Source organism: Streptomyces sp. NRRL S-920, assembly GCF_000717945.1.
Taxonomy (GTDB): domain Bacteria; phylum Actinomycetota; class Actinomycetes; order Streptomycetales; family Streptomycetaceae; genus Streptomyces; species Streptomyces alboniger.
On the sequence record NZ_JODF01000003.1, the window covers coordinates 83472 to 106534 of the forward strand.

A 23063-nucleotide genomic window follows, 5' to 3' on the forward strand; every position below is an offset into this window, starting at 1 on the left:
GTCAGGTACCGACTTCCTGCTGGGTACGGACGGTGCGGCGTTCGATGCGCCGCTGGGCCGTGGGGTCACCGGGGTGGACACGGACCACGCTCTGGACGAACACGCCGGGCAGGTGGATCTCGTCCGGGTCCAGTTCACCGGGTTCGACCAGGTGCTCGACCTCGGCGATCGTGATCTTGCCGGCCATCGCCGCCAACGGGTTGAAGTTGCGGGCGGAGGAGTGGAAGACCAGGTTGCCGTGGCGGTCGCCGAGGGCGGCTCGCACCAGTGCGTAGTCGGTGGTGATGCTCTCTTCCAGCAGGTACTCGGTGCCGTTGAAGACGCGACTCTCCTTGGGCGGTGAGGCCACGGTGATGGCGCCGCCCGGGCCGTAGCGCCAGGGCAGCCCGCCGTCGGCGATCTGGGTCCCGGCGCCGGCCGGTGTGTAGAAGGCGGGTATGCCCGCGCCCCCGGCACGCAGTCGCTCGGCGAGGGTGCCCTGTGGCACCAGCTCCACCTCCAGCTCCCCGCTGAGGTACTGCCGGGCGAATTCCTTGTTCTCGCCCACGTACGAGCTGGTCATCCGGTCGATCCGGCCCGCCCGCAGACGCAGCCCGAGCCCCCAGTCCTCCACACCGCAGTTGTTGGAGACGATCTTCAGCCCGGAAGTGCCCTCGCGCAGCAGCGCGTCGATCAACGCGCTCGGTATGCCGCAGAGACCGAATCCGCCGACGGCGAGTGATGCCCCGTCGGGGATGCCTCTCACCGCTTGGGCGACGTCCGCGACCGTCTTGTCCAGACCCATGCGACCTCTCTTCGTCATTGCTGCTGCTCGACCGAGCCGACGCCGAGCCTAGGAATCCCGGGCCGCCTCTCACCATGGTTGTCGCTCACATACCGAGAGGCCCCTGTATGGGGGACCGTGGGATCCGGTCACACCGATCCGGCCGACTGGGCGGGGCTGACCCCGAAGGGCCTCGCGACCCCGAGCGGCGTGCCCGGCATCCAGATCGACGGCTACTTCCCCGACAGCTCGCCCAGCGCTACCACCGCCCGCCCGCCCGGACCCTGGCCACCGGGATGTCCAACGCCGGCTACCTGGTGCGCTGGCAGCTGGAGAACCACCCTGAGCTGTACGACGGCGGGGTGGACTGGGAAGGCACGCTCTGGCGCGCCGATGGGCCGAACCTGCTCACGTTCCTGCCGCCCGCGCTGCGCTACTACCTCGCGTACGAGGCCGGAAGGCCCGGCGCCGAAGGGGCGCGGAAGGCGATGCACGCCGCCGGGTGCCCGGCCGGGTCGGAGTTCCTGTAGCCGTACCACCACAAGGTGTACTGGGACCTCACCCAGCGCATCTACCGCGAGGAGATCGACCCCGGCTTCGACGGCCCGACGGAAGCCGGCACTCCGTACTGCGCCCCGGGAAGCGCGGCCTGCGACGCGGACTACGACTACGCCTCGCGCCCCGCGGAAGTGCGCCGCGCCATGCAGCGGATCGCGCTGACCGGCCGTATCGGCAAGCCCTTGATCACCGTCCACGGCACCCTGGACGCGTTGCTGCCCATCAGCCGGGACTCCGACGTGTACGCCCGCATGGTGCGCCAGGCCGGCCGCGGCGGGCTGCACCGCTACTACCGCATCGAGGGCGGCACGCACGCCGACTCCCTGGTGGACACCTTCCCCGACCGGCTGCGGTCGCTCGTCCCCTGTCACCGGTCGGCCTTCAGCGCACTGGAGGGGTGGCTGACGCACTCCGACCCGCCACCGGCCGGCCGCACTGTGCCCCGTCCACCCACGGCCGACGCGGCGACGCTCCTGACCACCTGCCCCCTCGGCCGCTGAGCCATCAGGGCCCGCCGAGCAGCGGGGACAAAACCCTTACTTCAGACGTGGGCATAGGGGAGACTGCCACCTTCTGACGGGTCATTGTGGTGCTCGCTCCCATAGGAGAGTCGGCGAGGTGACTCTACTGTTTCCGGCCATGACCAGGGAATTTGCATCCTCGCAACTGTTGGGGTCGACCGTCTCGGCCACGGGCGGCGCGAATCTGTCCGGCCGTGCCGCACTGGTGACCGGCGGCGGCAGCGGCATCGGCCTGGCGTGCGCCGCCGCCCTTGCCGCCGCCGGCGCGGATGTCCACGTGGTCGACCTGGACGCCGAGAAGGCCAAAACGGTCGCCGACGCCATCGGGGGTGTGGCACACACGGCCGACCTGGCCGACCCGGACGTCATCGACACACTGCCCTCCGCCATCGACATCCTCGTCAACAACGCCGGATTGCAGCACGTCGCCGCCCTCCACGAGTTCCCGCCGGATCGCTTCGCGCTCATGCAGCAGGTGATGGTCACGGCGCCGTTCCTGCTGATCCGCCGCGTCCTGCCGCACATGTACGCCGGCGGATGGGGCCGAGTGATCAACATGTCCAGCGTCCACGGCCTGCGCGCCAGCGCGTTCAAGAGCGCCTACGTCACGGCCAAGCACGCCTTGGAGGGCCTGAGCAAGGTCACCGCCGTCGAGGGTGCCCCGCACGGTGTGACCAGCAACTGCGTGAACCCCGGCTATGTCCGCACCCCGCTGGTCGAGGGCCAGATCAAGGACCAGGCCGCGGCCCACGGCATCAGCCCCGGCGACGTCCTCTCCGACGTCCTGCTCACCCGCGCTCCGGTCAAGCGGCTCCTGGAGGCCGAGGAGGTCGCCGCCGCCGCCCTGTGGCTGTGCGGTCCGCACACCAGCTACATCACCGGAGCCTCGCTGCCCATGGACGGCGGTTGGGGAGCGAGCTGATCCCGGCCCGCCGTCCGCTTCCCGTCCCCGTCCACGCCCCTCACCCCATTCCGCACACGAAAGTGGTGACACATGTCCGACGCTCCGGCCATCGACCCCACCGAGCCCCCGGCCCCCACTGACCCCACCGCGCCAGGCCGCTCGCCCGGCATCGCCCGTATCGTCAGCGCGAGCCTGATCGGCACCACCATCGAGTGGTACGACTTCTTCCTCTACGGCTCCGCCGCCGCGCTCGTGTTCAACACGCTCTTCTTCCCCACCGCCGACCCGCTCGTAGGAACCCTGATCGCTTTCATCACCTACGCGATAGGGTTCGCCGCCAGGCCGATCGGCGGCGTGGTCTTCGGGCACTTCGGCGACAAGATCGGGCGCAAGAAGCTGCTCGTCATCAGCCTGCTCATGATGGGCGGGGCCACCTTCGCCATGGGCCTGCTGCCCACCTACGACAGCATCGGCATCGGCGCCCCGATCCTGCTCACCGTGCTGCGGCTCGTCCAGGGATTCGCGCTGGGCGGCGAATGGGGCGGTGCGGTGCTCATCGTCTCCGAGCACGGCGGGGACAAACAGCGCGGTTTCTGGGCCTCCTGGCCGCAGGCCGGCGCCCCGGGCGGCAACCTCCTGGCCACCGGCGTCCTCGCCCTGCTCGCGGCCGTCCAGTCGGAGGAGGACTTCACGGCCTGGGGCTGGCGCATCCCGTTCCTGCTCTCCGGGGTCCTGGTCCTCCTCGGCTTGTGGATCCGCATCTCCGTCTCGGAGTCTCCCGTCTTCCTCGCCGCCCAGGCCAAGACCCAGGCGGAAGCCGCCCGCGGCATCAAGCAGAAGCCGCCGGTGGTCGAGGTGTTCCGCCGCAGCTGGCGGGAGGTCCTGACCGCGATCGGTACCCGCTTCGGCGAGAACATCTCCTACTACGTCCTCACCGCCTTCCTCCTCGTCTACGTCACCAACCACCTGGACCTGCCGAAGAGCACCGCGCTGAATGCCGTCCTGATCGCCTCGGCCGTCCACTTCGTCACCATTCCCCTGTGGGGGGCGCTCTCCGACCGCATCGGCCGCAGGCCGGTCACCCTGATCGGCTCGGTCGGCATGGCTCTGTGGGCCTTCGCCTTCTTCGCCCTGCTCGACTCCAAGTCGTTCGCCGTCATCACCCTCGCGGTGACCGTCGGCCTGCTGCTGCACGGCGCCATGTACGGTCCCCAGGCCGCCTTCATCTCCGAGATGTTCGACACCAAGGTCCGCTACTCCGGCGCGTCGATGGGCTCCCAGCTCGCTTCCATCGTGGCCGGCGCGCTGGCACCGATCATCGCGGTCGAACTCCTCAAGGAGTACGACTCCGCCACCCCCGTCGCCGTGTATCTCTGTCTGGCCGCGGTCGTCACCACCGTCACCGTCGCCCTCGCCAGGGAAACACTCGGCCGGGACCTCACCGTCTCCATGGCGGCCGACCCCACGGACCGCTTGCAGCGGGAGACGCCCGCGCCCGCCGGCAGCGACAGGGTCTGAACCGACGCGTTCAGCGCCTCCGGACGTGAGGAGTGCCATCATGACCACCGTGAACGACCGCACGTACCGCGCCGCGGCACACAGTGCGATGGTGGCCCTCAGGCAGCTGCTGACCCTGCTGGCCTCCGGGGCGTCCACCGAGCAGTTCACCCGCCCCTCGGGCGACGCCGACACCGCTCACCTTCCACCCGAAGAGCGGTCTCTGCTGGAGGACGCCACACGGATCGCGCTGGAGATCCGCCGCACCCTCGACCAGCACCGCAGACGCGAGGCCGAGCTGGCCGCCCTCTTCGACACCGCCAGCGACCTCGCGGCCCTGCGCGACCTGGACGCGGTCCTGCGCGCCATCGTCCACCGGGCCAGAACCCTGGTCGGCACCGACGCCGCCTACCTCTCCCTGAACGACCCCGTCGCCAAAGACACCTATATGCGCGTCACCGACGGATCGGTCTCCGCCCGCTTCCAACAACTGCGTCTCGGCATGGGCGAGGGCCTGGGCGGCCTCGTCGCCCAGACCGCCCGCCCCTACACCAGCGCCGACTACCAGACCGACCCGCGCTTCAAGCACACCCGTGCCATCGACGAAGCGGTGCTTGAGGAGGGGCTGCGCGGCATCCTCGGCGTGCCGTTGCGTGTCGGCAAACGCGTCATCGGGGTGCTCTTCGCCGCCGACCGCACCACGCGCGACTTCCCGCCCGAAGCCATCGCGCTGCTCACCTCGCTCGCCGACCACGCCGCCGTCGCCATCGACAGCGCGCGCATGCTGGAGGAGACCCGCTCCGCGCTCGTCGAACTCAACACGGCCAACGAGACCGCGCGGGCCCACAGCACGGCGTTGCGCCGCGCCGCCGACGCCCACGACCGCCTCACCGACCTGGTCCTGCGCGGTGCGACCGTCGACGACCTGGTCCGCGAGATCGCCGCGCTGCTCGGCGGCGGCATCGCCCTCCACGACCCCGACGGCACGGAGATGGCCCGCGCAGGCACCGCCCCCCTCACCCCTTCGCCCCAGGGCATCACGGCCTCCCGCACCGGTGGCCGCGCCGTCCCGGTGGACGGCACCTGGGTGTGCGCCGTCCTGGCCGGCTCCGAACTGCTCGGCAGCATCGTCCTGACCTCACGCGCGGACCTGGCCGACCCCGACCGCCGCCTGTTCGAACGCGCCGCCCTGGTCGCCGCCCTCCTCCTGCTGCTGCGCCGCACTGTCGCCGAGGCCGAGGACCGCGTCCGCGGCGAACTCCTCGACGACCTGCTCACCGGCCACAAGACCGGCGGACGCCACGACGGCGGCAGCATGGCCCTCCGCGCCCGCAAGCTCGGCATCAACCTCTCCCGGCCCCACGCCGTGCTCACCCTGGACACCGACAACGAGCCGCGTTCGCATCTGTTCGCAGAAGCCGTGCGCCACGCCCGCTCACTGGGCGGGCTCGCGGGTATCCACGACGGCCACATCGTGCTGCTCGTCCCGTCGTCGGACCCCGGCGCACTCGCCGCCGAACTGGCCAGAGACCTCGGCAAGGCGGCCGGCGCGCCCGTCACCGTGGGCTCCGCGGGACCGGCCACCGGCCCCGAACAGCTCCCGGGCACGTACTCAGAAGCGGGCCGCTGCCTCAACGCCCTGCACGCCCTGGGCCGCACCGGGGACGGCAGCGACATCGCCGGACTGGGTTTCCTCGGAGTCCTGCTCGGCGACCGATCCGACCTCGACGGTTTCGTGCAGCGCTACCTGGGCCCCGTTCTCGCCTACGACCAGCAACGCGGCACCCAGCTCGTCCTGACGCTCGACGCCTACTACACCCATGGCGCGAGCCTGTCCAAGGCCAAGGACGCCCTGCACGTGCACGTCAACACCGTCGTGCAGCGACTGGACCGGGTCGCCCAACTCCTCGGCGCCGACTGGAACAGCCCCACCAGGGCCCTGGAGCTCCAACTGGCTCTGAAGTTGCATCGACTGGGCAGCCACTAGGGCCTGTCCGGCGGATCATGCCGCGGGCCGCGGGGTCTGGCACGCCGATCTGCCGTGTTGTCGTCGGTTGTCAACGCTCCGCGTTGCCGCCCTCCTCCGCCTTGCATCTCGACGCACCAGACCCCGCTCACCAGCGCAGAAAGGTGACCGCCACCCCAAGGCGCGGACGACACCGGCGCCCCTAGCCTCCACACAACCCCGTGAGGGCCGTCATCACAGAGCCGAACGTGGAGGTCTCTCCCCATGCCACATCTCTGCCCCCTGCCCGCGGTCGGCCGCCGACCAGCCGCCGCGTTCGCCGCGGCACTGGCCGTCCTGCTCGTCGCCGTACTGTCCGTCGTGTCGTCGTCCGGTCCGGCGCGCGCGGCGGCCACCCCGCAAGAAGTCACGGGGTTCGGATCCAACCCCGGCAACCTTCGCATGTTCCGTTACGTCCCCCCAGGTCTGCCCGACGGACGTCCTGTCGTCGTCGCCCTTCACGGCTGCACGCAGAACGCCGCGTCCTATGCGGCCCACACCGGCTGGCTGGGCCTGGCCGACACGTACAAGTTCTCACTGGTCCTGCCGCAGCAGCAGTCAGTGAACAACTCGAACTCCTGCTTCAACTGGTTCGAGCCCGGCGACACGCGGCGGGACTCCGGAGAGGCGCTGTCGATCAAGCAGATGGTCGACCGCGCGAAGAAGGACAGTGGCGCGAAGAGCGCCTACGCCAGCGGCCTCTCGGCGGGTGGAGGCATGGTCTCCGCCATGCTGGCGGCCTACCCCGACGTCTTCTCCGGCGGGGGGATAATCGCCGGCCTGCCCCACGGCTGCGCCAACTCGGTCTCCACCGCCTTCACCTGTATGAGCCCTGGCGTCAACAGGAGCGCCAAGGAGTGGGGAGACAGGGTCAGGGCGGCCTCTTCGTACTCCGGGCCCCGTCCGAAGGTCTCGATCTGGCAGGGCACCACGGATACGACCGTGAAACCCATGAACGCCACCGAACTGATGGAGCAGTTCACCAACGTGAACGGCACCGATCAAGTGCCGGACACCACGGACACGGTCGCCGGCTATCCGCACCGGGTGTACGGCGACACGGTGGAGACCTACGAGATCACCGGCATGGGGCACGGACACCCCGTCGACCCGGGCACCGGGCCGGCCCAGTGCGGGACCGCCGCCTCCTACGTCCTGGACGTGAACACCTGCTCCGCGTACCACCTCCTCCGCTTCTGGGACATCGACGACAGCGCCTCACCCACCCCGACACCGACCCCGACACCGACCGGCACGAGCACACCGACGCCCACGCCGACCAGCACCCAGCCCCCTTATTCCGACACGGCCGAGGGCACGGCGACCGACCACTACGTGGCACAGCGCATCACCGTGGACGAGTACAACAGGCTCGGCGCGGCCCGTGGCTACAACACCCCCTTCACCCTCTACAAGTGCGTAGCGGGCTGGACCGACAAGTCTGACTGCTCACCCATCTGACCTGCGATGCTCCGCTGGATCTCCCGTACGGCCGCGCGCCCCGCGCGATTGGCGCCGATCGTGCTGGCCGAAGGTCCGTAGCCCACCAGGTGGACGCGCGGGTCGGCGGCCGCTTTGGTGCCTTCCATACGGATGCCGCCGCCCGGCTCGCGCAGCCGCAGCGGCGCCAAGTGGTCGATCGCGGCGCGAAAGCCCGTCGCCCAGAGGATCACGTCCGCGTCGACGCGGCGTCCGTCGTCCCAGGCGACGCCGGTCGGTGTGATCCGGTCGAACATCGGCAGCCGGTCGAGGACCCCGTCGGCGCGCGCCCGGCGGATCGCGTCGTTCACGGGCAGGCCGGTCACCGACACCACACTGCGCGGCGGCAGCCCCCGACGTACGCGCTCCTCCACCATGGCGACGGCCGAGCGCCCCCAGTCCTCGTCGAACGGCCCCTCGCGGAACACCGGGGGCCGCCGGGTGACCCAGGTGGTCCCGGCCGCGTAGGGGGCGATCTCCATGAGGTGCTGGGTGCCCGACGCGCCACCGCCGACGACGATCACCCGCTGCCCCGCGAAGGCCTCCGGCCCCGGGTAGAGCGCCGTGTGCACCTGCCGCCCGCGGAACGTCTCCTGGCCGGGGTAGCGCGGCCAGAACGGCCGGTCCCAGGTGCCCGTCGCATTGATCAGCGCGCGTGTGGACCAGATGCCCGCCGAGGTCTCCACCAGCAGCCGGCCGCCCTCGCCCTCGCGCACCGCGCGCACATCGACGGGGCGCCGCACCCGCAGGCCGAAGCGGTCCTCGTACGCCGTGAAGTACTCCCCGATGACCTCTGACGACGGACGCGCGGGGTCGGCGCCCGTCAGCTCCATGCCGGGGAGTGCGTGCATGCCGTGCACCTTGCCGTACGTCAGGGAAGGCCACCGGAACTGCCAGGCGCCGCCGGGCCGGGGCGCGTGATCGAGGACCACGAAGTCCCGGTCGGGCTCGAAGCCGGCCCGCCGCAGGTGGTAGGCGCCGGACAGGCCCGCCTGGCCCGCGCCGATGACGACCACGTCAACGTCCTGCGCCGCCGCTGCGGCGGCCGTGTCACGTACCCCGATGTCGTTCACGCTTCCACTAACTGCGCCGGGGCCGGGGATCTTCCCGCGAGCGGCCGGGATACGCGGATCGGGAGACGGGATGAGGGAGGATGGCCGTATGCCCGACGCGTTCACCACCCGAGTCCTGCGGATCACCACCGGTTCGACCGAGAAGGTCCACGACCTCACCCGCGACTGCGAAGCCTTCCTGCGCGAGGCGGCGGCCGGCCGCGACGGCCTCCTGAACATCTTCGTCCCGCACGCCACGGCGGGCATCGCGGTCCTGGAGACGGGCGCCGGCAGCGACGACGACCTGCTCGCCGCGCTGCACACCCTGCTCCCCGCCGACGACCGCTGGCAGCACCGCCACGGCAGCCCCGGCCACGGCCGCGACCACGTCCTGCCCGCCCTGGTCCCGCCGCACGCGACGCTTCCGGTGGTGGCCGGGAGCCTGGAGCTGGGCACCTGGCAGTCGGTGTGCCTGGTCGACACGAACGTCGACAATCCCGACCGCAAGGTCCGGCTCAGCTTCCTGGGGTGACACGACGTCCCAGGTGAGCCGCGTCTCACCGGGGCGACGCCACTTGTCTATGCAACGAATTGCATAGAAAGATCGGCGTATGGCGCTAGAGCACGCGATCCTCGTCTCGCTGCTGGAGCAGCCGGGCTCCGGCTATGAGCTGGCCCGGCGGTTCGAGCGGTCCATCGGCTATTTCTGGACCGCCACCCACCAGCAGATCTACCGCGTCCTCAAACGCATGGAGGGCGACGGCTGGATCGACGCCCGCGAGGTGGCGCAGCAGACGCGGCCGGACAAGAAGGAGTACTCCGTCACCGCTCGGGGGCGGTCCGTCCTGGCCGAGTGGCTGCACGAGCCCATCGCGCCCGAGAGCGTCCGGCACGAGCTGGCCGTGAAGATCCGCGGCGCCGCGTTCGACGACCCGGTCGCGTTGATCCGTGAGGTCGAGCGGCACCGCGAGGCGCACGCCGACCGGCTCGCCCGCTACCTCGCGGGGGAGCTGCGCGACTTCACGGGCCCCGAGGCGCCGACGGCCCCCGACGCAGGGCAGCAGCTCCAGCACGTCGTGCTGCGCGGCGGCATCGCGTACGAACGCATGACCATCGCCTGGCTCGACGACGTGATCGCCACCCTCCACCGGCTCGGCCCCCCGGCCTGAACCGGCCCCCCTCACCTCAACTCCCGACCAGGAAAAGGCGGACACCATGGCCGACGCGCTGCTGTTCAACCCGCGCACCTACGACCCGACGCACTTCGACCCCGAGACCCGCAGGCTGCTGCGCGCGACCGTCGACTGGTTCGAGGCCCGCGGCAAGCGCAAGCTGATCGAGGACTACCGCTCCCGTGCCTGGCTGGCGGACTTCCTGGAGTTCTCCGCCAAGGAGAAGCTGTTCGCGACCTTCCTCACCCCGGCCTCCGCCGCGGGGGAGGGGCAGGGTGACCAGCGCTGGGACACCGCCCGGATCGCCGCCCTCAACGAGATCTTCGGGTTCTACGGGCTCGACTACTGGTACGCGTGGCAGGTCACCATCCTCGGCCTCGGCCCGGTCTGGCAGAGCGACAACGCCGCCGCGCGCACCCGCGCGGCCGAACTCCTCGACCAGGGAGAGGTGTTCGCCTTCGGCCTGTCCGAGAAGACGCACGGCGCCGACATCTACTCCACCGACATGCTCCTCACCCCCGACGCCGACGGCGGCTTCCGCGCCACCGGCTCCAAGCACTACATCGGCAACGGCAACGCGGCCGGTCTGGTCTCCGTCTTCGGCCGCCGTACCGACATCGAGGGCCCCGACGGCTACGTCTTCTTCGCCGCCGACAGCCGCCACCCCGCGTACCACCTCGTCAAGAACGTCGTCGACTCGTCCAAGTACGTCAGCGAGTTCCGCCTGGAGGACTACCCGGTCTCCGCCGCCGACGTCCTGCACACCGGCCGGGCCGCCTTCGACGCCGCGCTCAACACCGTCAACGTCGGCAAGTTCAACCTCTGCACCGCCTCGATCGGCATCTGCGAGCACGCTATGTACGAGGCCGTCACCCACGCCCAGGGCCGCATCCTCTACGGCCGCCCCGTCACCGCCTTCCCGCACGTGCGCCGGGAGTTGACCGACGCCTACGTCCGCCTCGTCGGCATGAAGCTGTTCAGCGACCGCGCCGTCGACTACTTCCGCTCCGCGGGCCCCGACGACCGCCGCTACCTCCTCTTCAACCCCATGACGAAGATGAAGGTGACCACGGAGGGCGAGAAGGTCATCGACCTGATGTGGGACGTCATCGCCGCCAAGGGCTTCGAGAAGGACAACTACTTCGCCCAGGCGGCCATCGAGATCCGCGGCCTGCCCAAGCTGGAGGGCACGGTCCACGTCAACCTCGCGCTGATCCTGAAGTTCATGCGCAACCACCTCCTGGACCCGGCGCCGTACGAGCCCGTACCGACCCGCCTGGACGCCGCCGACGACGACTTCCTCTTCCGGCAGGGGCCGGCCCGGGGCCTCGGCTCCGTACGGTTCCACGACTGGCGCACCGCCTACGACACCTTTGCCGAGGTGCCCAACGTCGCCCGCTTCCGCGAACAGGCCGACGCCCTGTGCGAGTTCGTGAGGACCGCCGCCCCCGACGAGGAGCAGAGCCGCGACCTGGACCTCCTCCTCGCTGTCGGCCAGCTGTTCGCGCTGGTCGTGCACGGCCAGCTGATCCTGGAGCAGGCGCGTCTGACCGGTCTCGACGAGGACGTCCTCGACGAGCTGTTCGCGGTCCTGGTACGCGACTTCTCCGCCCACGCCGTCGAACTGCACGGCAAGGACTCCGCCACCGAGGCGCAGCAGAGCTGGGCGCTGGGCGCGGTACGCCGCCCGGTCGTCGACGACGCCCGCTCGGCGCGCGTGTGGGCGACCGTCGAATCCCTGGCCGGGGCGTACGAGATGGCGCCGTAGGGCGCAGCCACACCCCGACTGTGCCCGCCCGGGCTACGGGCGGGCGCAGTCGGGGCAGCGGCCCCGGTAGGTGACCTCGGCCTCGGACACGGTGTAGCCGAACCGCTCGGAGTCCGGCAGGTCGGCCAGGGGATCGCCGCCGGGGTGCACGTCCCGGATGGTGCCGCAGTCCGAGCAGACCAGATGCTGGTGGGGGCGGTGGGCGTTCGGGTCGTAGCGCTTGGCGCGGCCGTGGGCCGTCACCTCGATCACCTCACCGAGCGAGACCAGTTCGCCGAGGGTGTTGTAGACCGTGGCGCGGGAGATCTCCGGCAGCCGGGTGGTGGCCCGCGCGAGCACCTCGTCCGCGGTGAGGTGGACGTGGTCGCCGTTGAGCACCTCGGCGACCACCCGGCGCTGAGCGGTCATCCGCCAGCCGCGTCCGCGCAGTCGTTGCAGCAGGTCACTCATGGCCACCAGCCTCACTGTGCTTCGTTCGACAAATGACTTCGGGCGGGCCTGTCTGTCGTATTGACTTGGACATGGTCCATCGTAGGATCGGATCCGGCTGTCGGCCAAGAGTCAGGGCAACAGCGGGGAAAAGTACGTGACTTGACCCGGGCCAGGTTCGTGGACGCGACCGTCCGCAGCTCCGCATCGTGATCCGCCCCGTCCGGAAGGATTCGCATGACTGAGAACCATGACGCGATCGTCACCGACCCCAAGCCGGAGGAGGTGACCGGCTGCCCGGTCGCGCACGGGCGTGCCCCGCACCCGACCCAGGGCGGCGGAAACCGCCAGTGGTGGCCGGAGCGGCTGAACCTGAAGATCCTCGCGAAGAACCCCGCCGTGGCCAACCCCCTCGGCGAGGAGTTCGACTACGCCGAGGCGTTCAAGGCCCTCGACCTGTCGGCCGTGAAGCGTGACATCGCGGAGGTCCTGACGACCTCGCAGCCCTGGTGGCCCGCGGACTTCGGCCATTACGGCCCGTTCATGATCCGGATGGCCTGGCACAGCGCGGGCACCTACCGCATCAGCGACGGCCGCGGCGGCGCCGGGGCCGGGCAGCAGCGCTTCGCGCCCCTCAACAGCTGGCCGGACAACGCCAGCCTCGACAAGGCCCGCCGTCTGCTGTGGCCGGTCAAGAAGAAGTACGGCCAGAGCATCTCGTGGGCCGACCTCATGATCCTCACCGGCAACGTGGCCCTGGAGTCGATGGGCTTCGAGACCTTCGGCTTCGCCGGTGGCCGCGAGGACGTGTGGGAGCCCGACGAGGACGTCTACTGGGGCCCCGAGACCACCTGGCTCGGCGACGAGCGCTACACCGGCGACCGCGAGCTGGAAAACCCCCTCGGCGCGGTCCAGATGGGCCTCATCTACGTCAACCCCGAGGGTCCGAACGGCAATCCGGACCCGATCGCCGCGGCCCGCGACATCCGCGAGACGTTCCGCCGGATGGCGATGAACGACGAGGAGACCGTCGCCCTGATCGCCGGTGGCCACACCTTCGGCAAGACGCACGGCGCGGGCCCGGCCGACCACGTCGGCGACGACCCCGAGGCCGCCCCGATGGAGCAGCAGGGCCTCGGCTGGAAGAGCACGTACGGCACCGGCAAGGGAGCCGACGCGATCACCAGCGGCCTTGAGGGCATCTGGACGAACACGCCGATCGCCTGGGACAACAGCTTCTTCGAGATCTTGTTCGGCTACGAGTGGGAGCTGTTCAAGAGCCCCGCGGGCGCGCACCAGTGGCGGCCGAAGGACGGCGCGGGCGCGGGCACTGTCCCCGACGCCCACGACGGGGCGAAGACCCACGCCCCGACGATGCTGACGACGGACCTCTCGCTGCGGTTCGACCCGGCCTACGAGCAGATCTCGCGCCGCTTCCTGGAGAACCCCGACGCGTTCGCGGACGCTTTCGCCCGCGCCTGGTTCAAGCTGACCCACCGCGACATGGGCCCGGTCGTGCGCTACCTCGGCCCGGAGGTCCCGGCGGAGACGCTGGTGTGGCAGGACCCCCTGCCCGAGGCCGCGCACGAGGTCATCGACGCCGCGGACATCGCCGACCTGAAGAGCCGGATCCTCGCCTCGGACCTCTCGGTGTCCCAGCTGGTGTCCACGGCGTGGGCCGCCGCCTCCTCCTTCCGCGGCAGCGACAAGCGCGGCGGCGCCAACGGCGCGCGCATCCGCCTGGAGCCGCAGAGCGGCTGGGAGGTCAACCAGCCCGACCGGCTGGCCACGGTGCTGCGCACCCTCGAAGGCATCAAGGAGACCTTCGACTCCGCGCAGAGCGGCGGCAAGCGGGTCTCGCTCGCCGACCTGATCGTGCTCGCCGGCGCCGCGGGTGTCGAGCAGGCCGCCAAGGACGCCGGGTTCGACGTCGAGGTCCCCTTCACACCGGGACGCGTCGACGCCACGCAGGAGCAGACGGACGTCGAGTCGTTCGCCGCCCTGGAGCCGACCGCCGACGGGTTCCGCAACTACCTCGGCAAGGGCAACCGCCTGCCGGCCGAGTACCTGCTGCTGGACAAGGCGAACCTGCTGACCCTGAGCGCCCCCGAGCTGACGGTCCTCGTCGGTGGCCTGCGCGTCCTCGGCGCGAACTACCAGGATTCCCAGCACGGCGTCCTCACCACCAGCCCCGGGACGCTGACCAACGACTTCTTCGTCAACCTGCTCGACCTGGGCACGGAGTGGAAGTCGACGTCCGAGGCCCAGGACACGTTCGAGGGGCGCGACATCGCCACGGGCGAGGTCAAGTGGACCGGCACCCGCGCCGACCTCGTCTTCGGGTCGAACTCCGAACTGCGGGCGCTCGCGGAGGTCTACGCCAGCGACGACGCGAAGGAGAAGTTCGTCAAGGACTTCATCGCGGCGTGGGACAAGGTCATGAACCTGGACCGGTTCGACCTGGTCTGATCCGTACGACCGTCCGCCCTGATCCGCGCGACGGTGCTGATCACGGCGTCAGGGCCGGCCCGCGCGGGCCGGCCCTGACGCCGTTCGTGCGCATGCGAGACTCATAAGGCAGCCTTATGGGGTCATAAAGCAGACCCGGCTACTTACTTAGGTTTGCCTTAGTTTAGGCTTCCCGGAGAGTACTCCTCCACCGCTCGAAGGGAACCTGAACATGCCTCGCCCTCTGCGGGTAGCCATTGTCGGAGCCGGCCCCGCCGGGATCTACGCCGCCGACGCGCTGCTGAAGTCCGCGGTGGCGGTCGAACCCGGTGTGTCGATCGACCTCTTCGAGCGCATGCCGGCGCCGTTCGGGCTGATCCGCTACGGCGTCGCGCCCGACCACCCGCGCATCAAGGGCATCATCACGGCCCTGCACCAGGTGCTCGACAAGCCCCAGGTCCGCCTCTTCGGCAACGTCGACTACCCGGGCGACATCAGCCTGGACGACCTGCGCACCTTCTACGACGCCGTGATCTTCTCCACCGGTGCGACGGCCGACCGGGCCCTGGACATACCGGGCATCGACCTCGACGGCTCCTACGGCGCCGCCGACTTCGTCTCCTGGTACGACGGTCACCCCGACGTGCCGCGGACCTGGCCGCTGGAGGCGGAGAAGGTCGCCGTCCTCGGCGTCGGCAACGTCGCGCTCGACGTGGCCCGCATCCTCGCCAAGACCGCCGACGAACTGCTGCCGACCGAGATCCCGGCCAACGTCCACGAGGGCCTCAAGGCCAACAAGGCGCTGGAGGTCCACGTCTTCGGCCGCCGCGGCCCCGCCCAGGCGAAGTTCAGCCCGATGGAGCTGCGCGAGCTGGACCACTCCCCGAACATCGAGGTCATCGTCGACCCCGAGGACATCGACTACGACGACGGGTCGATCGCCACGCGCCGCGGCAACAAGCAGGCCGACATGGTCGCCAAGACCCTGGAGAACTGGGCGATCCGCGACGTCGGCGACCGCCCGCACAAGCTCTTCCTGCACTTCTTCGAGTCGCCCGTCGAGATCCTCGGCGAGGACGGCAAGGTCGTCGGCCTGCGCACCGAGCGCACCGCCCTGGACGGCACCGGCAACGTCAAGGGCACCGGCGAGTTCAAGGACTGGGACCTCGGCGCCGTGTACCGCGCCGTCGGCTACCTCTCCGACGAACTGCCCAAGCTGCCCTGGGACGTCGCGTCGGGCACCGTCCCCGACCAGGCGGGCCGCGTGATCGAGGAGACCGGCGAGCACCTTCAGTCGACCTACGTCACCGGCTGGATCCGCCGCGGCCCCGTGGGCCTCATCGGACACACCAAGGGGGACGCCAACGAGACGGTCGCCAGCCTCCTCGATGACCACGAGAACGGCCGCCTGCACACCCCCGGCGCCCCCGCCCCGGAGGCCGTCGACGCCTTCCTCGGCGAGCGGAACGTCCGCTTCACCACATGGGAGGGCTGGTACCGCCTCGACGCCGCGGAGAAGGCGCTCGGCGAGCCGCAGGGCCGCGAGCGCGTGAAGATCGTGGAGCGCGAGGACATGCTCGACGCGAGCGGCGCGTAACGCCCCTCACTCCAGGTCGTCAGCCGAGGTGACGGACGTCGCCGAGGCTGACGACCTGCCGGTTGTGGAAGAAGTCGTCCTCGCGCAGCACCGTGATGCTGCCGGCGGGCGCCCGGAAGCTGACCGAGTGGAGCGACTCGAACGGCATCCTGATCCAGGCCGCCACGACGAACGTCAGGGCGAACCCGTGCGTCACGACGATCTGGTGGGCGGCGGGGCGGCGCAGCAGCTCGTCCATCACCGCGTAGACGCGCCGCGCGCACTCGCCCCTGGTCTCGGCACCCGTGACGCCCTCATGGTGGTTCATCCGGTCACCCTCGGCCGGCGGTGGGACGAACCGCCGGTCGAGCCACTCCTGGGACCGCCCCTCGGCCTCCCCGTAGGACTTCTCCCGCAGCCGCCGGTCCAGGACCGGCTCCACGCCGAGGAGTTCCCCCGCCGCCTGTGCCGTCTGCCGCGCGCGGCGCAGATCCGATGAGATCAGCTCCACGTCCGCGCCCTCGGGGATTTGCTCCCGCAGCGCCCGGGCGATGGAGGCCGCCGCGGTCCGGCCCGACGCGGTGAGGTGCGAGTCGTGCCAGCCGCCCACCACACGCTCGATGTGGTGGGTCGCCTCGGGGTGGGCGATGACGTACAAGCTGCGCATCGGTGCCTGCCTTTCGTGTAAGTGACCACTATGCGTAATCGATGGCTGATTCCCTGTGCTCGAAGGGGAGTTGGCGCCGAGCGGACGTACCATGACCAGTCGATCGGGGGCAGGGGTACGGCGAGGGGTTCGAGGAGCGGGGATCAGGGAGCGGGGGCGGTGCGGGGCAAGGACCCATGGAGATGGGCGTGGAAACGGACATGCACTACCGCTTGCTGGGACCGGTCGAGGCATGGCGCGAGGGGCGCCGCCTGGCGCTCGGCGGCCCCAAACCGCGGGCGCTGCTCGCCGCGCTGCTCCTCGAGCCCGGCCGGGTGGTCTCCGCCGACGCCCTGATCGACGCGATCTGGGGTGACCGGCCGCCGGACACGGCCCGGTCCCTGATCCAGTCGTACGTCTCGGCGCTGCGCCGCGCGCTGTCCGCCGACGTCATCGAGACACAACCGCCCGGATATCTGATCCACGCGGACGCGGAAGTCGTCGACCGCGTCGCGTTCGAGCGGCTCACGGCACAGGGGCGGCAGGCGGCGGCCGCCGGTGATCACGCCGGCGCCGCCCGGCTCCTGAGCGAGGCCCTCGCGCTCTGGCGAGGCCCCGCCCTCGGCGGGATAGGCGAGACGCTGCGGGCCATGGCCGACCAGCTGGAGGAGGCCCGGCAGGCGGCACTGGAGGAGCGCATCGCCGCGGACCTCGCCCAGGCGGGCCGCGAGACGGAGCTGGTCGGCGAACTCACCGCCCTCGTCGCCACCCACCCCACGCGCGAGCGGCTGCGCGGCCAACTGATGCTCGCCCTCTACCGGCTGGGCCGCCAGGCCGACGCGCTCGCGGTGTACGCGGAGGGCCGCGACGTACTCGCCGAGGAGCTGGGCATCGACCCCGGGCCGGGGCTGAGGGCGATGCACGAGGCCATCCTGCGGGCGGACGAGGACCTGCTGCCCGCGGCGGCGAGCACACCGGGCCCCACCGACGGCGAACGCGTGCCCGCCGCCCGCTCCCGCGACGAGGCCCCGATGCCCGCCCCGGCCCTTCTGCCGCCCGCCATCGGTGACTTCACCGGACGCGAGGAGCAGCTCAGCGCGGTGCAAGCCGCGCTCACGGGAGACGCTTCGCGCGAGACCATGCCGGTCGTCGCCGTGACCGGACCCGGCGGCATCGGCAAGTCCGTCCTCGGCGTCACCGCCGCCCACCGCGTCGCCGCCGCCTACCCGGACGGCCAGCTCTACGCCGAACTGCGCGGGGCCACCGACCCGGTGGCCCCGGGCGAGGTACTCGGCCGCCTGCTGCGCGCCCTCGGGGCCAACCCGCCCGAGGGAGACGCCGAACGGAGGGATCTCTTCCGGAGTCTGGTGGCGGGGCGCCGCGTCCTGCTCGTCCTCGACGACGCGGGCAGCGAGTCCCAGGTGCGCCCCTTGCTCCCGGGCAGTGCCACCTGCGGCGTGCTGATCACCGCACGCGCCCGGCTCGGCGCGCTGCCGTGCACCCACCGCACCGACCTCGACGTGCTCGACACCCAGCCCGGCGCCGACCTGCTCGCCCGGGTCGCCGGCGCCGAACGCGTACGCGACGAGCCCGACGCCGTCCGCCGCATCGTCGAGCTGTGCGGCGGACTGCCGCTGGCCCTGCGCATCGCCGGGGCCCGCCTCGCCACCCGCAGACACTGGACGGCCCGCACACTCGCCGAGAGACTCGCCGACGAACACCACCGCCTGGACGAACTCTCCGTCGGGGACCTGGAGGTCCGCGCCGGGCTCGGCCTGAGCTACCGGGCCCTGGACGCCCCGGCCCGCACCGCGCTGCGCCGCCTCGGCCTGCTCGCCGCGCCGGACGTCGCCTCCTGGGTGGTCGCCGCTCTCCTCGACGTGACGGAGACCGAGGCGGAGCGCGTCGTGGAGCAGCTGATCGACGCCCAGCTGCTGCACTGCACCGTCGTCGACCGCGCCGGACAGCCCCGGTACCGACCCCACGACCTCGTACAGGTGTACGCCGCCGAGCGCGCCGAGGCCGAGGACACCCCCGCCGAACGCTCCGCCGCCGTCGGCAGGGCGCTCGGCGCCGGGCTCTGGCTCACCGGTCGCGTCGCCTCCGCCACCCCGTCCGGCGCGGTCGAACTGCACCGCGGCTTCCTGGACTCCGGCGGCCCGGTCGGCGCCGCGTCGGACGCCATGCGCCACCTCGTGCGGCCCGTCGGGCCCGAGGCCACCCGGCGGGCGCTCGCCGACCCGTCCGCCTGGTTCGAGGCCGAGGCCGACGCGTTCGCCGCCGCCGTCGAGCGGGCCGCCGCCTACGACCTGCACACCCTGGCCTGCGAGGCCGCCGCCGCCCTGTGCTCGTCCGCGTACGCGGTGGGCAACCGCTTCGAGGCCTGGTGGCGCAGCCACGACGCGGCCCTGGCGGCCGCCCGCCGCGCCGAGGACCACTCCGGAGAGGCCCTGCTGCTCATCGGGCTCGGCCAGCTCCGCTACGAACAGGACCGGTTCGACGAGTCGCAGGACTACTTCCGCCAGGCCGCCGGGCTCTGCGCCGAACTCGGTGACGCGCGCGGCAGGGCCGCCGCCCTCGCCGGGCTCGGCAGCGCCCTGCGCGAGGCGGGTCGGCTGCGCTCCGCGCTCGACGTGCTCTCCCAGGCCGTCGAGGGCTTCCGCGGGCTCCAGGACGACCCGGGGCTCGGGCTCTCCTGTCGGTTCGCAGGCACGGTCCACCTCGAACTGGGCGAGCACGAGGAGGCGTTCGTCCTCCTCGACGAGTCCCTGCGGGCCTACCGCAGGCTCGGCAGCCGCCGCGGCGAGGCGCTCACGCTGCGCTCGCTCAGCCTCGTGCACCGCGCGCTCGGCGCGTACGAGGAGGCGCAGGAGCTGGCGGGACAAGCGGTGGACCTGCTGCGCCTCATCGGGGACCCGCTCATGTCGGCGTACGCGGTGCAGGCGAGGGCCAAGTGCCGCTTCCGCCTCGGCCATTGCGACGAGGCGGCCGCCGACCTGCGGGGCGTCCTTGAGACGTGCCGCGACCACCACGACCGCTTCGGCGAAGCGCTCGCCCTGCGCACCCTCGGCGAGTGCGAACTCGCCGCGGGCCGTCCCGACGCCGCGGAGAAGCACCTGACGGCGGCGGCCGCCCACTGGGCCGCGCTGGAGCTGCCGCTGCCCCGGGCGCGGACCCTGCGCGATCTCGCCACGGCGCGCGAGGCCGTGGGCGACCGCGCACAGGCGCTCGCGCTGCGCGCCGAGGCACGGGAGGTCTTCACCGCGTACGAGGCGCGGGAGCGGGATGAACCGGGCATGTGACCGCCGCGGCTCCCACCGCGGCCATGGAGGCACTTGCCGTGATTTTGCAGAGAACTTGCAGCGGCCCGCGCGATGCTCTACGTGTCGGCGGCACCAAGGGGTCGACAGCAACGGGGGATCTAACGGGGGAAAGGCCTTTGTTGCCTGCACGGCACGGCCCATACGACCGCGACGCCGGCCGTATGGGCCGTCCTTCGCGTCGGGCCACCGCGAGGCGGGGGACTCCGGGGGCGGGCGGCAGCCCGCCCCCGGAGCTGTGCCCGTCACTCCTGACACGAGAAGGGGCCGAGCGTGCCGTCGATCATCCTCATGAGCGATCCCCGCGTGGTCGGCATCCCGGTCCACGAATGCGGCGAGGCCCTCGTCGACCTGCGCCATCTGCCGTTCGTCGACGTCGACGAGCGCCTCGCGGACCCGGCGGGGGCCTACGCCCAGCTGCGCGAGGGCGTCGTATGGCGCCTGGCCCGCGCCGCCCGGCTGCTGCCTGAGGGGCTGCGGCTGCTGGTCACCGAGGGCTACCGCCCGCTCGACCTCCAGATCAAGTACTTCGAGGAGTACGCGGCCGAGCTGAGGCGCGCCCACCCCGACTGGTCGGCCGACCACCTGCACCGGCAGACGAGCCGCTCCCTGTCACCGCCGGAGGTGGGCCCGCACGTCGCGGGCGCCGCCGTCGACGTGACGCTGTGCACCGCCGCGGGCGTCGAACTCGACCTCGGGACACCGGTGAACGCGAGCCCCGAGGAGAGCGACGGCGCCTGCTACACCGACACCGACCGCATCTCCGCCCAGGCCCGCCGCAACCGCCGCACCCTCGGCGCCGCGCTGACCACGGCGGGCCTGGTCAACTACCCCACGGAGTGGTGGCACTGGTCCTACGGCGACCGCTATTGGGCGCATACGACCAGCGCGCCCGCCGCCCACTACGGCCCCGTGACCTTCTGCGCGCGCACGGGGCCGCAGGGCGTGACCGGCACGCTCTAGCCGAGGGGCACGTCGAGGCGGGCGCGGCGGTGGCTGAACGCGGCGATGGAGTGCGGGCCGTGATAGCTGCCCATGCCGCTCTCGCCGACGCCGCCGAAGGGCAGGTCGTGGACGCGCAGATGGGCCATCGGCAGCCCGAAGCCGAGCCCGCCGGAGGAGGTCTCCGCGGCGAGGCGCCGCCGGGTGGTCTCGTTCTCCGTGAAGCCGTAGAGGGCGAGGGGCTTGTCGCGGTCGTTGATGAAGGCGATGGCCTCGTCCAGGTCCTCGACCTCGACGAGGGGCAGGACGGGACCGAAGATCTCCTCCCGCATGACGGGGTCGTCCCCCTTCACCCCGGCCAGGACGGTCGGCGCGATGTAGACGTCGTCGCGGTCGGTGTGCCCGCCGAACACCGTCGTCCCCGAGTCGAGCAGGGCGGACACGCGGTCGAAGTGCCGCTGGTTCACCATGCGCCCGTACGCCTCGCAGGACTGCGGGTCCGGGCCGAACATGCCCTCCACGGCCTCGGCGAGGGCGACTTCGAGGGCGCGGGCGGTGGCGGGGTCGGTCAGGACGTAGTCGGGCGCGACGCACGTCTGCCCGGCGTTGCGGAACTTGGTGTCCGCCAGGCGCGCGGCCACCACGGAGACGTCGGCGTCCCGGTCGACGAAGACCGGTGACTTGCCGCCCAGTTCGAGCGTGACGGGCGTCAGATGCTCGGCGGCGGCGCGCATCACGATGCGGCCGACCGTGCCGTTGCCGGTGTAGAAGATGTGGTCGAAGCGCTGGGCGAGCAGCTCGGTGGTCTCCGGGACGCCGCCCTCGACGACGGCGACCGCCTCCGGGTCCAGGTACCGGGGCACCAGCCGGGCCATCAGCTCCGAGGTGGCGGGGGCCAGCTCGCTCGGCTTGAGGAGGACGGCGTTGCCCGCGGCGAGCGCGCCCGCGACCGGCACGAGCGAGAGCTGGACGGGATAGTTCCAGGGCGCGATGACCAGCACGGTGCCCAGTGGCTCGTACTGCGTACCCGCGGTGGAGCCCTGCGGCAGCCCGGCGAGGGATTCCTGGCCGAGCGACGTCGGGGTGAGCCACTGGGCCAGATGGGTCAGCGTGTGGTCGATCTCGCGTACGGGGAGGTCGACCTCGGCGGCGTACGCCTCGGCGCGCGGCTTGCGCAGATCGCTGTGGAGCGCGTCCGCTATCGCCTCGCGGTTCTCGGTGAACAGGGCGCGCAGCCGGGTCAGCTGCTCCTCACGCCAGGCGAGGGGGCGGGTGCGGCCGGTGGCGAAGGTGGCGCGCAGGCGGGCCACGAGGGCCGCGGTGTCTTCGGTGTCCTCCGTGCCTTGGGCGCGGTCGGTGGGTGTGACGGCGGTGTTCATCAGGAGGTTCCTCGGGTGGTGCGGAAAGGGGCGGTGCTGTGCTGGTGGGAGGAGCGGGCCTCGCCGAGCAGGCCGGTGGCGAGGGCGGCGGTCGCCGGGGCGAGCAGGCCACGGGCGCCGGGCATCGACTCCAGGCCGACGACCAGCGCGACGCAGATGTCGGCGGCCTCGGGCGGCTCGACGCCGTCCGCGGTGCCCGCCTCGGTCAACAGGGCGATCAGGAGGCGGCGCAGGTCCGAGGTGAACGACCCGCAGATCTCACCGAACAGGCGGGTCTTCCCGTCGAGCAGCTCCGTGGCGTGCGGGGAGTCCCCGGCCAGCTGGAGTACGAGGTCGAGCTTGGCGGCCAGGACGCCGTGCAGCCGCTCCCCGTAGGGGGCGTCCGCCTCGGCCGCCTCCCGGGCCCGCCGGAGCGCCTGCTCATGGAGGCGTCCGGCGAGCCGGCGGAAGGCGTCGTCCTTGCTGCGTACGTACTGGTAGACCGCTGACCGGGACACGCCCATGGCGGAGGCGATGTCGTCCATCGTGGTGCGCCGCGCGCCGTACCGCGTGAGGCAGTCGTAGGCGGCGTCGAGGACCTCGTCGAGCCGGTCGGCGCTCATGG

17 protein-coding genes and 1 pseudogene are annotated in these 23063 nt (G+C 71.6%); 12 read left to right on the forward strand and 6 right to left on the reverse strand.

From position 1 onward, the window contains the following. Window position 1: 1 nt before the first annotated feature. Entirely contained in the window at window positions 2-784 is a 783-nt protein-coding gene (locus tag IG54_RS0103115) for a CoA transferase subunit A (RefSeq protein ID WP_030776978.1), read from the reverse strand. Window positions 785-895: 111 nt separating this feature from the next. On the opposite strand from IG54_RS0103115, the pseudogene IG54_RS39910 reads away from it, so the two are divergent. The 5 genes and pseudogenes from IG54_RS39910 to IG54_RS0103140 all read left to right on the forward strand — a co-directional run. Continuing rightward, window positions 896-1821, forward strand: a pseudogene (locus tag IG54_RS39910) (3-hydroxybutyrate oligomer hydrolase family protein); the annotation flags it as partial. A gap of 139 nt (window positions 1822-1960) precedes the next feature. Next, window positions 1961-2764: a 3-hydroxybutyrate dehydrogenase gene (locus tag IG54_RS0103125; protein ID WP_030776979.1), complete on the forward strand. Its 804-nt coding sequence runs from the start codon at window positions 1961-1963 to the stop codon at window positions 2762-2764. Between the two features lie 72 nt (window positions 2765-2836). Further along, window positions 2837-4264 carry an MFS transporter gene (locus tag IG54_RS0103130; RefSeq protein WP_078593653.1) on the forward strand — a complete coding sequence of 476 codons (1428 nt, stop codon included), beginning with the start codon at window positions 2837-2839 and terminating at the stop codon, window positions 4262-4264. 40 nt (window positions 4265-4304) lie between these two features. Next, entirely contained in the window at window positions 4305-6230 is a 1926-nt protein-coding gene (locus IG54_RS0103135) for a helix-turn-helix domain-containing protein (protein ID WP_037896187.1), read from the forward strand. Between the two features lie 243 nt (window positions 6231-6473). Further along, window positions 6474-7709 carry an alpha/beta hydrolase family esterase gene (locus tag IG54_RS0103140; protein ID WP_106976934.1) on the forward strand — a complete coding sequence of 412 codons (1236 nt, stop codon included), beginning with the start codon at window positions 6474-6476 and terminating at the stop codon, window positions 7707-7709. On the opposite strand, the gene IG54_RS0103145 is transcribed toward IG54_RS0103140, so the two are convergent. After that, entirely contained in the window at window positions 7658-8800 is a 1143-nt protein-coding gene (locus IG54_RS0103145) for an NAD(P)-binding domain-containing protein (protein WP_051819230.1), read from the reverse strand. The two genes, IG54_RS0103140 and IG54_RS0103145, sit on opposite strands and share 52 nt — an antisense overlap. 88 nt (window positions 8801-8888) lie before the next feature. Here IG54_RS0103145 and IG54_RS0103150 point away from each other — a divergent pair, with 88 nt between their 5' ends. The 3 genes from IG54_RS0103150 to IG54_RS0103160 all read left to right on the forward strand — a co-directional run bounded on the left by IG54_RS0103150 (window position 8889) and on the right by IG54_RS0103160 (window position 11719). After that, window positions 8889-9311 carry a secondary thiamine-phosphate synthase enzyme YjbQ gene (locus IG54_RS0103150; protein ID WP_030776984.1) on the forward strand — a complete coding sequence of 141 codons (423 nt, stop codon included), beginning with the start codon at window positions 8889-8891 and terminating at the stop codon, window positions 9309-9311. A gap of 79 nt (window positions 9312-9390) precedes the next feature. Continuing rightward, a complete protein-coding gene (locus IG54_RS0103155) occupies window positions 9391-9948 on the forward strand; it encodes a PadR family transcriptional regulator (protein WP_030776985.1) in 558 nt (185 codons plus the stop codon). Between the two features lie 46 nt (window positions 9949-9994). Beyond that, window positions 9995-11719 carry an acyl-CoA dehydrogenase family protein gene (locus IG54_RS0103160; RefSeq protein WP_030776989.1) on the forward strand — a complete coding sequence of 575 codons (1725 nt, stop codon included), beginning with the start codon at window positions 9995-9997 and terminating at the stop codon, window positions 11717-11719. 33 nt (window positions 11720-11752) lie between these two features. On the opposite strand, the gene IG54_RS0103165 is transcribed toward IG54_RS0103160, so the two are convergent. Then, complete coding sequence (locus IG54_RS0103165; protein ID WP_030776991.1) at window positions 11753-12169, reverse strand: Fur family transcriptional regulator; 417 nt, start codon at window positions 12167-12169, stop codon at window positions 11753-11755. 216 nt (window positions 12170-12385) lie between these two features. Here IG54_RS0103165 and katG point away from each other — a divergent pair, with 216 nt between their 5' ends. Further along, entirely contained in the window at window positions 12386-14617 is a 2232-nt protein-coding gene (katG, locus tag IG54_RS0103170; RefSeq protein WP_030776994.1) for a catalase/peroxidase HPI, read from the forward strand. A gap of 211 nt (window positions 14618-14828) precedes the next feature. Continuing rightward, window positions 14829-16193 carry an FAD-dependent oxidoreductase gene (locus IG54_RS0103175; RefSeq protein ID WP_030776997.1) on the forward strand — a complete coding sequence of 455 codons (1365 nt, stop codon included), beginning with the start codon at window positions 14829-14831 and terminating at the stop codon, window positions 16191-16193. A 19-nt stretch (window positions 16194-16212) separates the two neighbouring features. Here IG54_RS0103175 and IG54_RS0103180 read toward each other — a convergent pair whose 3' ends face one another. Next, a complete protein-coding gene (locus IG54_RS0103180; RefSeq protein ID WP_030777000.1) occupies window positions 16213-16839 on the reverse strand; it encodes a histidine phosphatase family protein in 627 nt (208 codons plus the stop codon). 188 nt (window positions 16840-17027) lie between these two features. On the opposite strand from IG54_RS0103180, the gene IG54_RS0103185 reads away from it, so the two are divergent. Together IG54_RS0103185 and IG54_RS0103190 are read left to right on the forward strand one after the other, a co-directional pair. Further along, the gene (locus IG54_RS0103185) at window positions 17028-20120 is read left to right on the forward strand and encodes an AfsR/SARP family transcriptional regulator (RefSeq protein WP_234335945.1); all 3093 of its coding nucleotides are present in this window, start codon (window positions 17028-17030) and stop codon (window positions 20118-20120) included. Window positions 20121-20411: 291 nt separating this feature from the next. Next, on the forward strand, window positions 20412-21101 hold the full coding sequence (locus IG54_RS0103190) for a M15 family metallopeptidase (protein ID WP_030777003.1): 690 nt from the start codon (window positions 20412-20414) through the stop codon (window positions 21099-21101). Here IG54_RS0103190 and IG54_RS0103195 read toward each other — a convergent pair. Both IG54_RS0103195 and IG54_RS0103200 read right to left on the reverse strand, forming a co-directional pair. Beyond that, window positions 21098-22459: an aldehyde dehydrogenase family protein gene (locus IG54_RS0103195; protein ID WP_030777006.1), complete on the reverse strand. Its 1362-nt coding sequence runs from the start codon at window positions 22457-22459 to the stop codon at window positions 21098-21100. The two genes, IG54_RS0103190 and IG54_RS0103195, sit on opposite strands and share 4 nt — an antisense overlap. Next, the gene (locus tag IG54_RS0103200) at window positions 22459-23061 is read right to left on the reverse strand and encodes a TetR/AcrR family transcriptional regulator (protein ID WP_051819231.1); all 603 of its coding nucleotides are present in this window, start codon (window positions 23059-23061) and stop codon (window positions 22459-22461) included. Before IG54_RS0103200 ends, IG54_RS0103195 begins: the two co-directional genes overlap by 1 nt. Window positions 23062-23063: the final 2 nt, after the last annotated feature.

Coding starts and splice junctions, on each gene's coding strand:
- IG54_RS0103135 (WP_037896187.1), top strand. CDS start 4,305: ATGACCACCGTGAACGACCGCACGTACCGCGCCGCGGCACACAGTGCG.
- IG54_RS0103175 (WP_030776997.1), top strand. CDS start 14,829: ATGCCTCGCCCTCTGCGGGTAGCCATTGTCGGAGCCGGCCCCGCCGGG.
- IG54_RS0103155 (WP_030776985.1), top strand. CDS start 9,391: ATGGCGCTAGAGCACGCGATCCTCGTCTCGCTGCTGGAGCAGCCGGGC.
- IG54_RS0103130 (WP_078593653.1), top strand. CDS start 2,837: ATGTCCGACGCTCCGGCCATCGACCCCACCGAGCCCCCGGCCCCCACT.
- IG54_RS0103160 (WP_030776989.1), top strand. CDS start 9,995: ATGGCCGACGCGCTGCTGTTCAACCCGCGCACCTACGACCCGACGCAC.
- IG54_RS0103180 (WP_030777000.1), bottom strand. CDS start 16,839: ATGCGCAGCTTGTACGTCATCGCCCACCCCGAGGCGACCCACCACATC.
- IG54_RS0103195 (WP_030777006.1), bottom strand. CDS start 22,459: ATGAACACCGCCGTCACACCCACCGACCGCGCCCAAGGCACGGAGGAC.
- IG54_RS0103165 (WP_030776991.1), bottom strand. CDS start 12,169: ATGAGTGACCTGCTGCAACGACTGCGCGGACGCGGCTGGCGGATGACC.
- IG54_RS0103150 (WP_030776984.1), top strand. CDS start 8,889: ATGCCCGACGCGTTCACCACCCGAGTCCTGCGGATCACCACCGGTTCG.
- IG54_RS0103115 (WP_030776978.1), bottom strand. CDS start 784: ATGGGTCTGGACAAGACGGTCGCGGACGTCGCCCAAGCGGTGAGAGGC.
- IG54_RS0103140 (WP_106976934.1), top strand. CDS start 6,474: ATGCCACATCTCTGCCCCCTGCCCGCGGTCGGCCGCCGACCAGCCGCC.
- IG54_RS0103125 (WP_030776979.1), top strand. CDS start 1,961: ATGACCAGGGAATTTGCATCCTCGCAACTGTTGGGGTCGACCGTCTCG.
- katG (WP_030776994.1), top strand. CDS start 12,386: ATGACTGAGAACCATGACGCGATCGTCACCGACCCCAAGCCGGAGGAG.
- IG54_RS0103200 (WP_051819231.1), bottom strand. CDS start 23,061: ATGAGCGCCGACCGGCTCGACGAGGTCCTCGACGCCGCCTACGACTGC.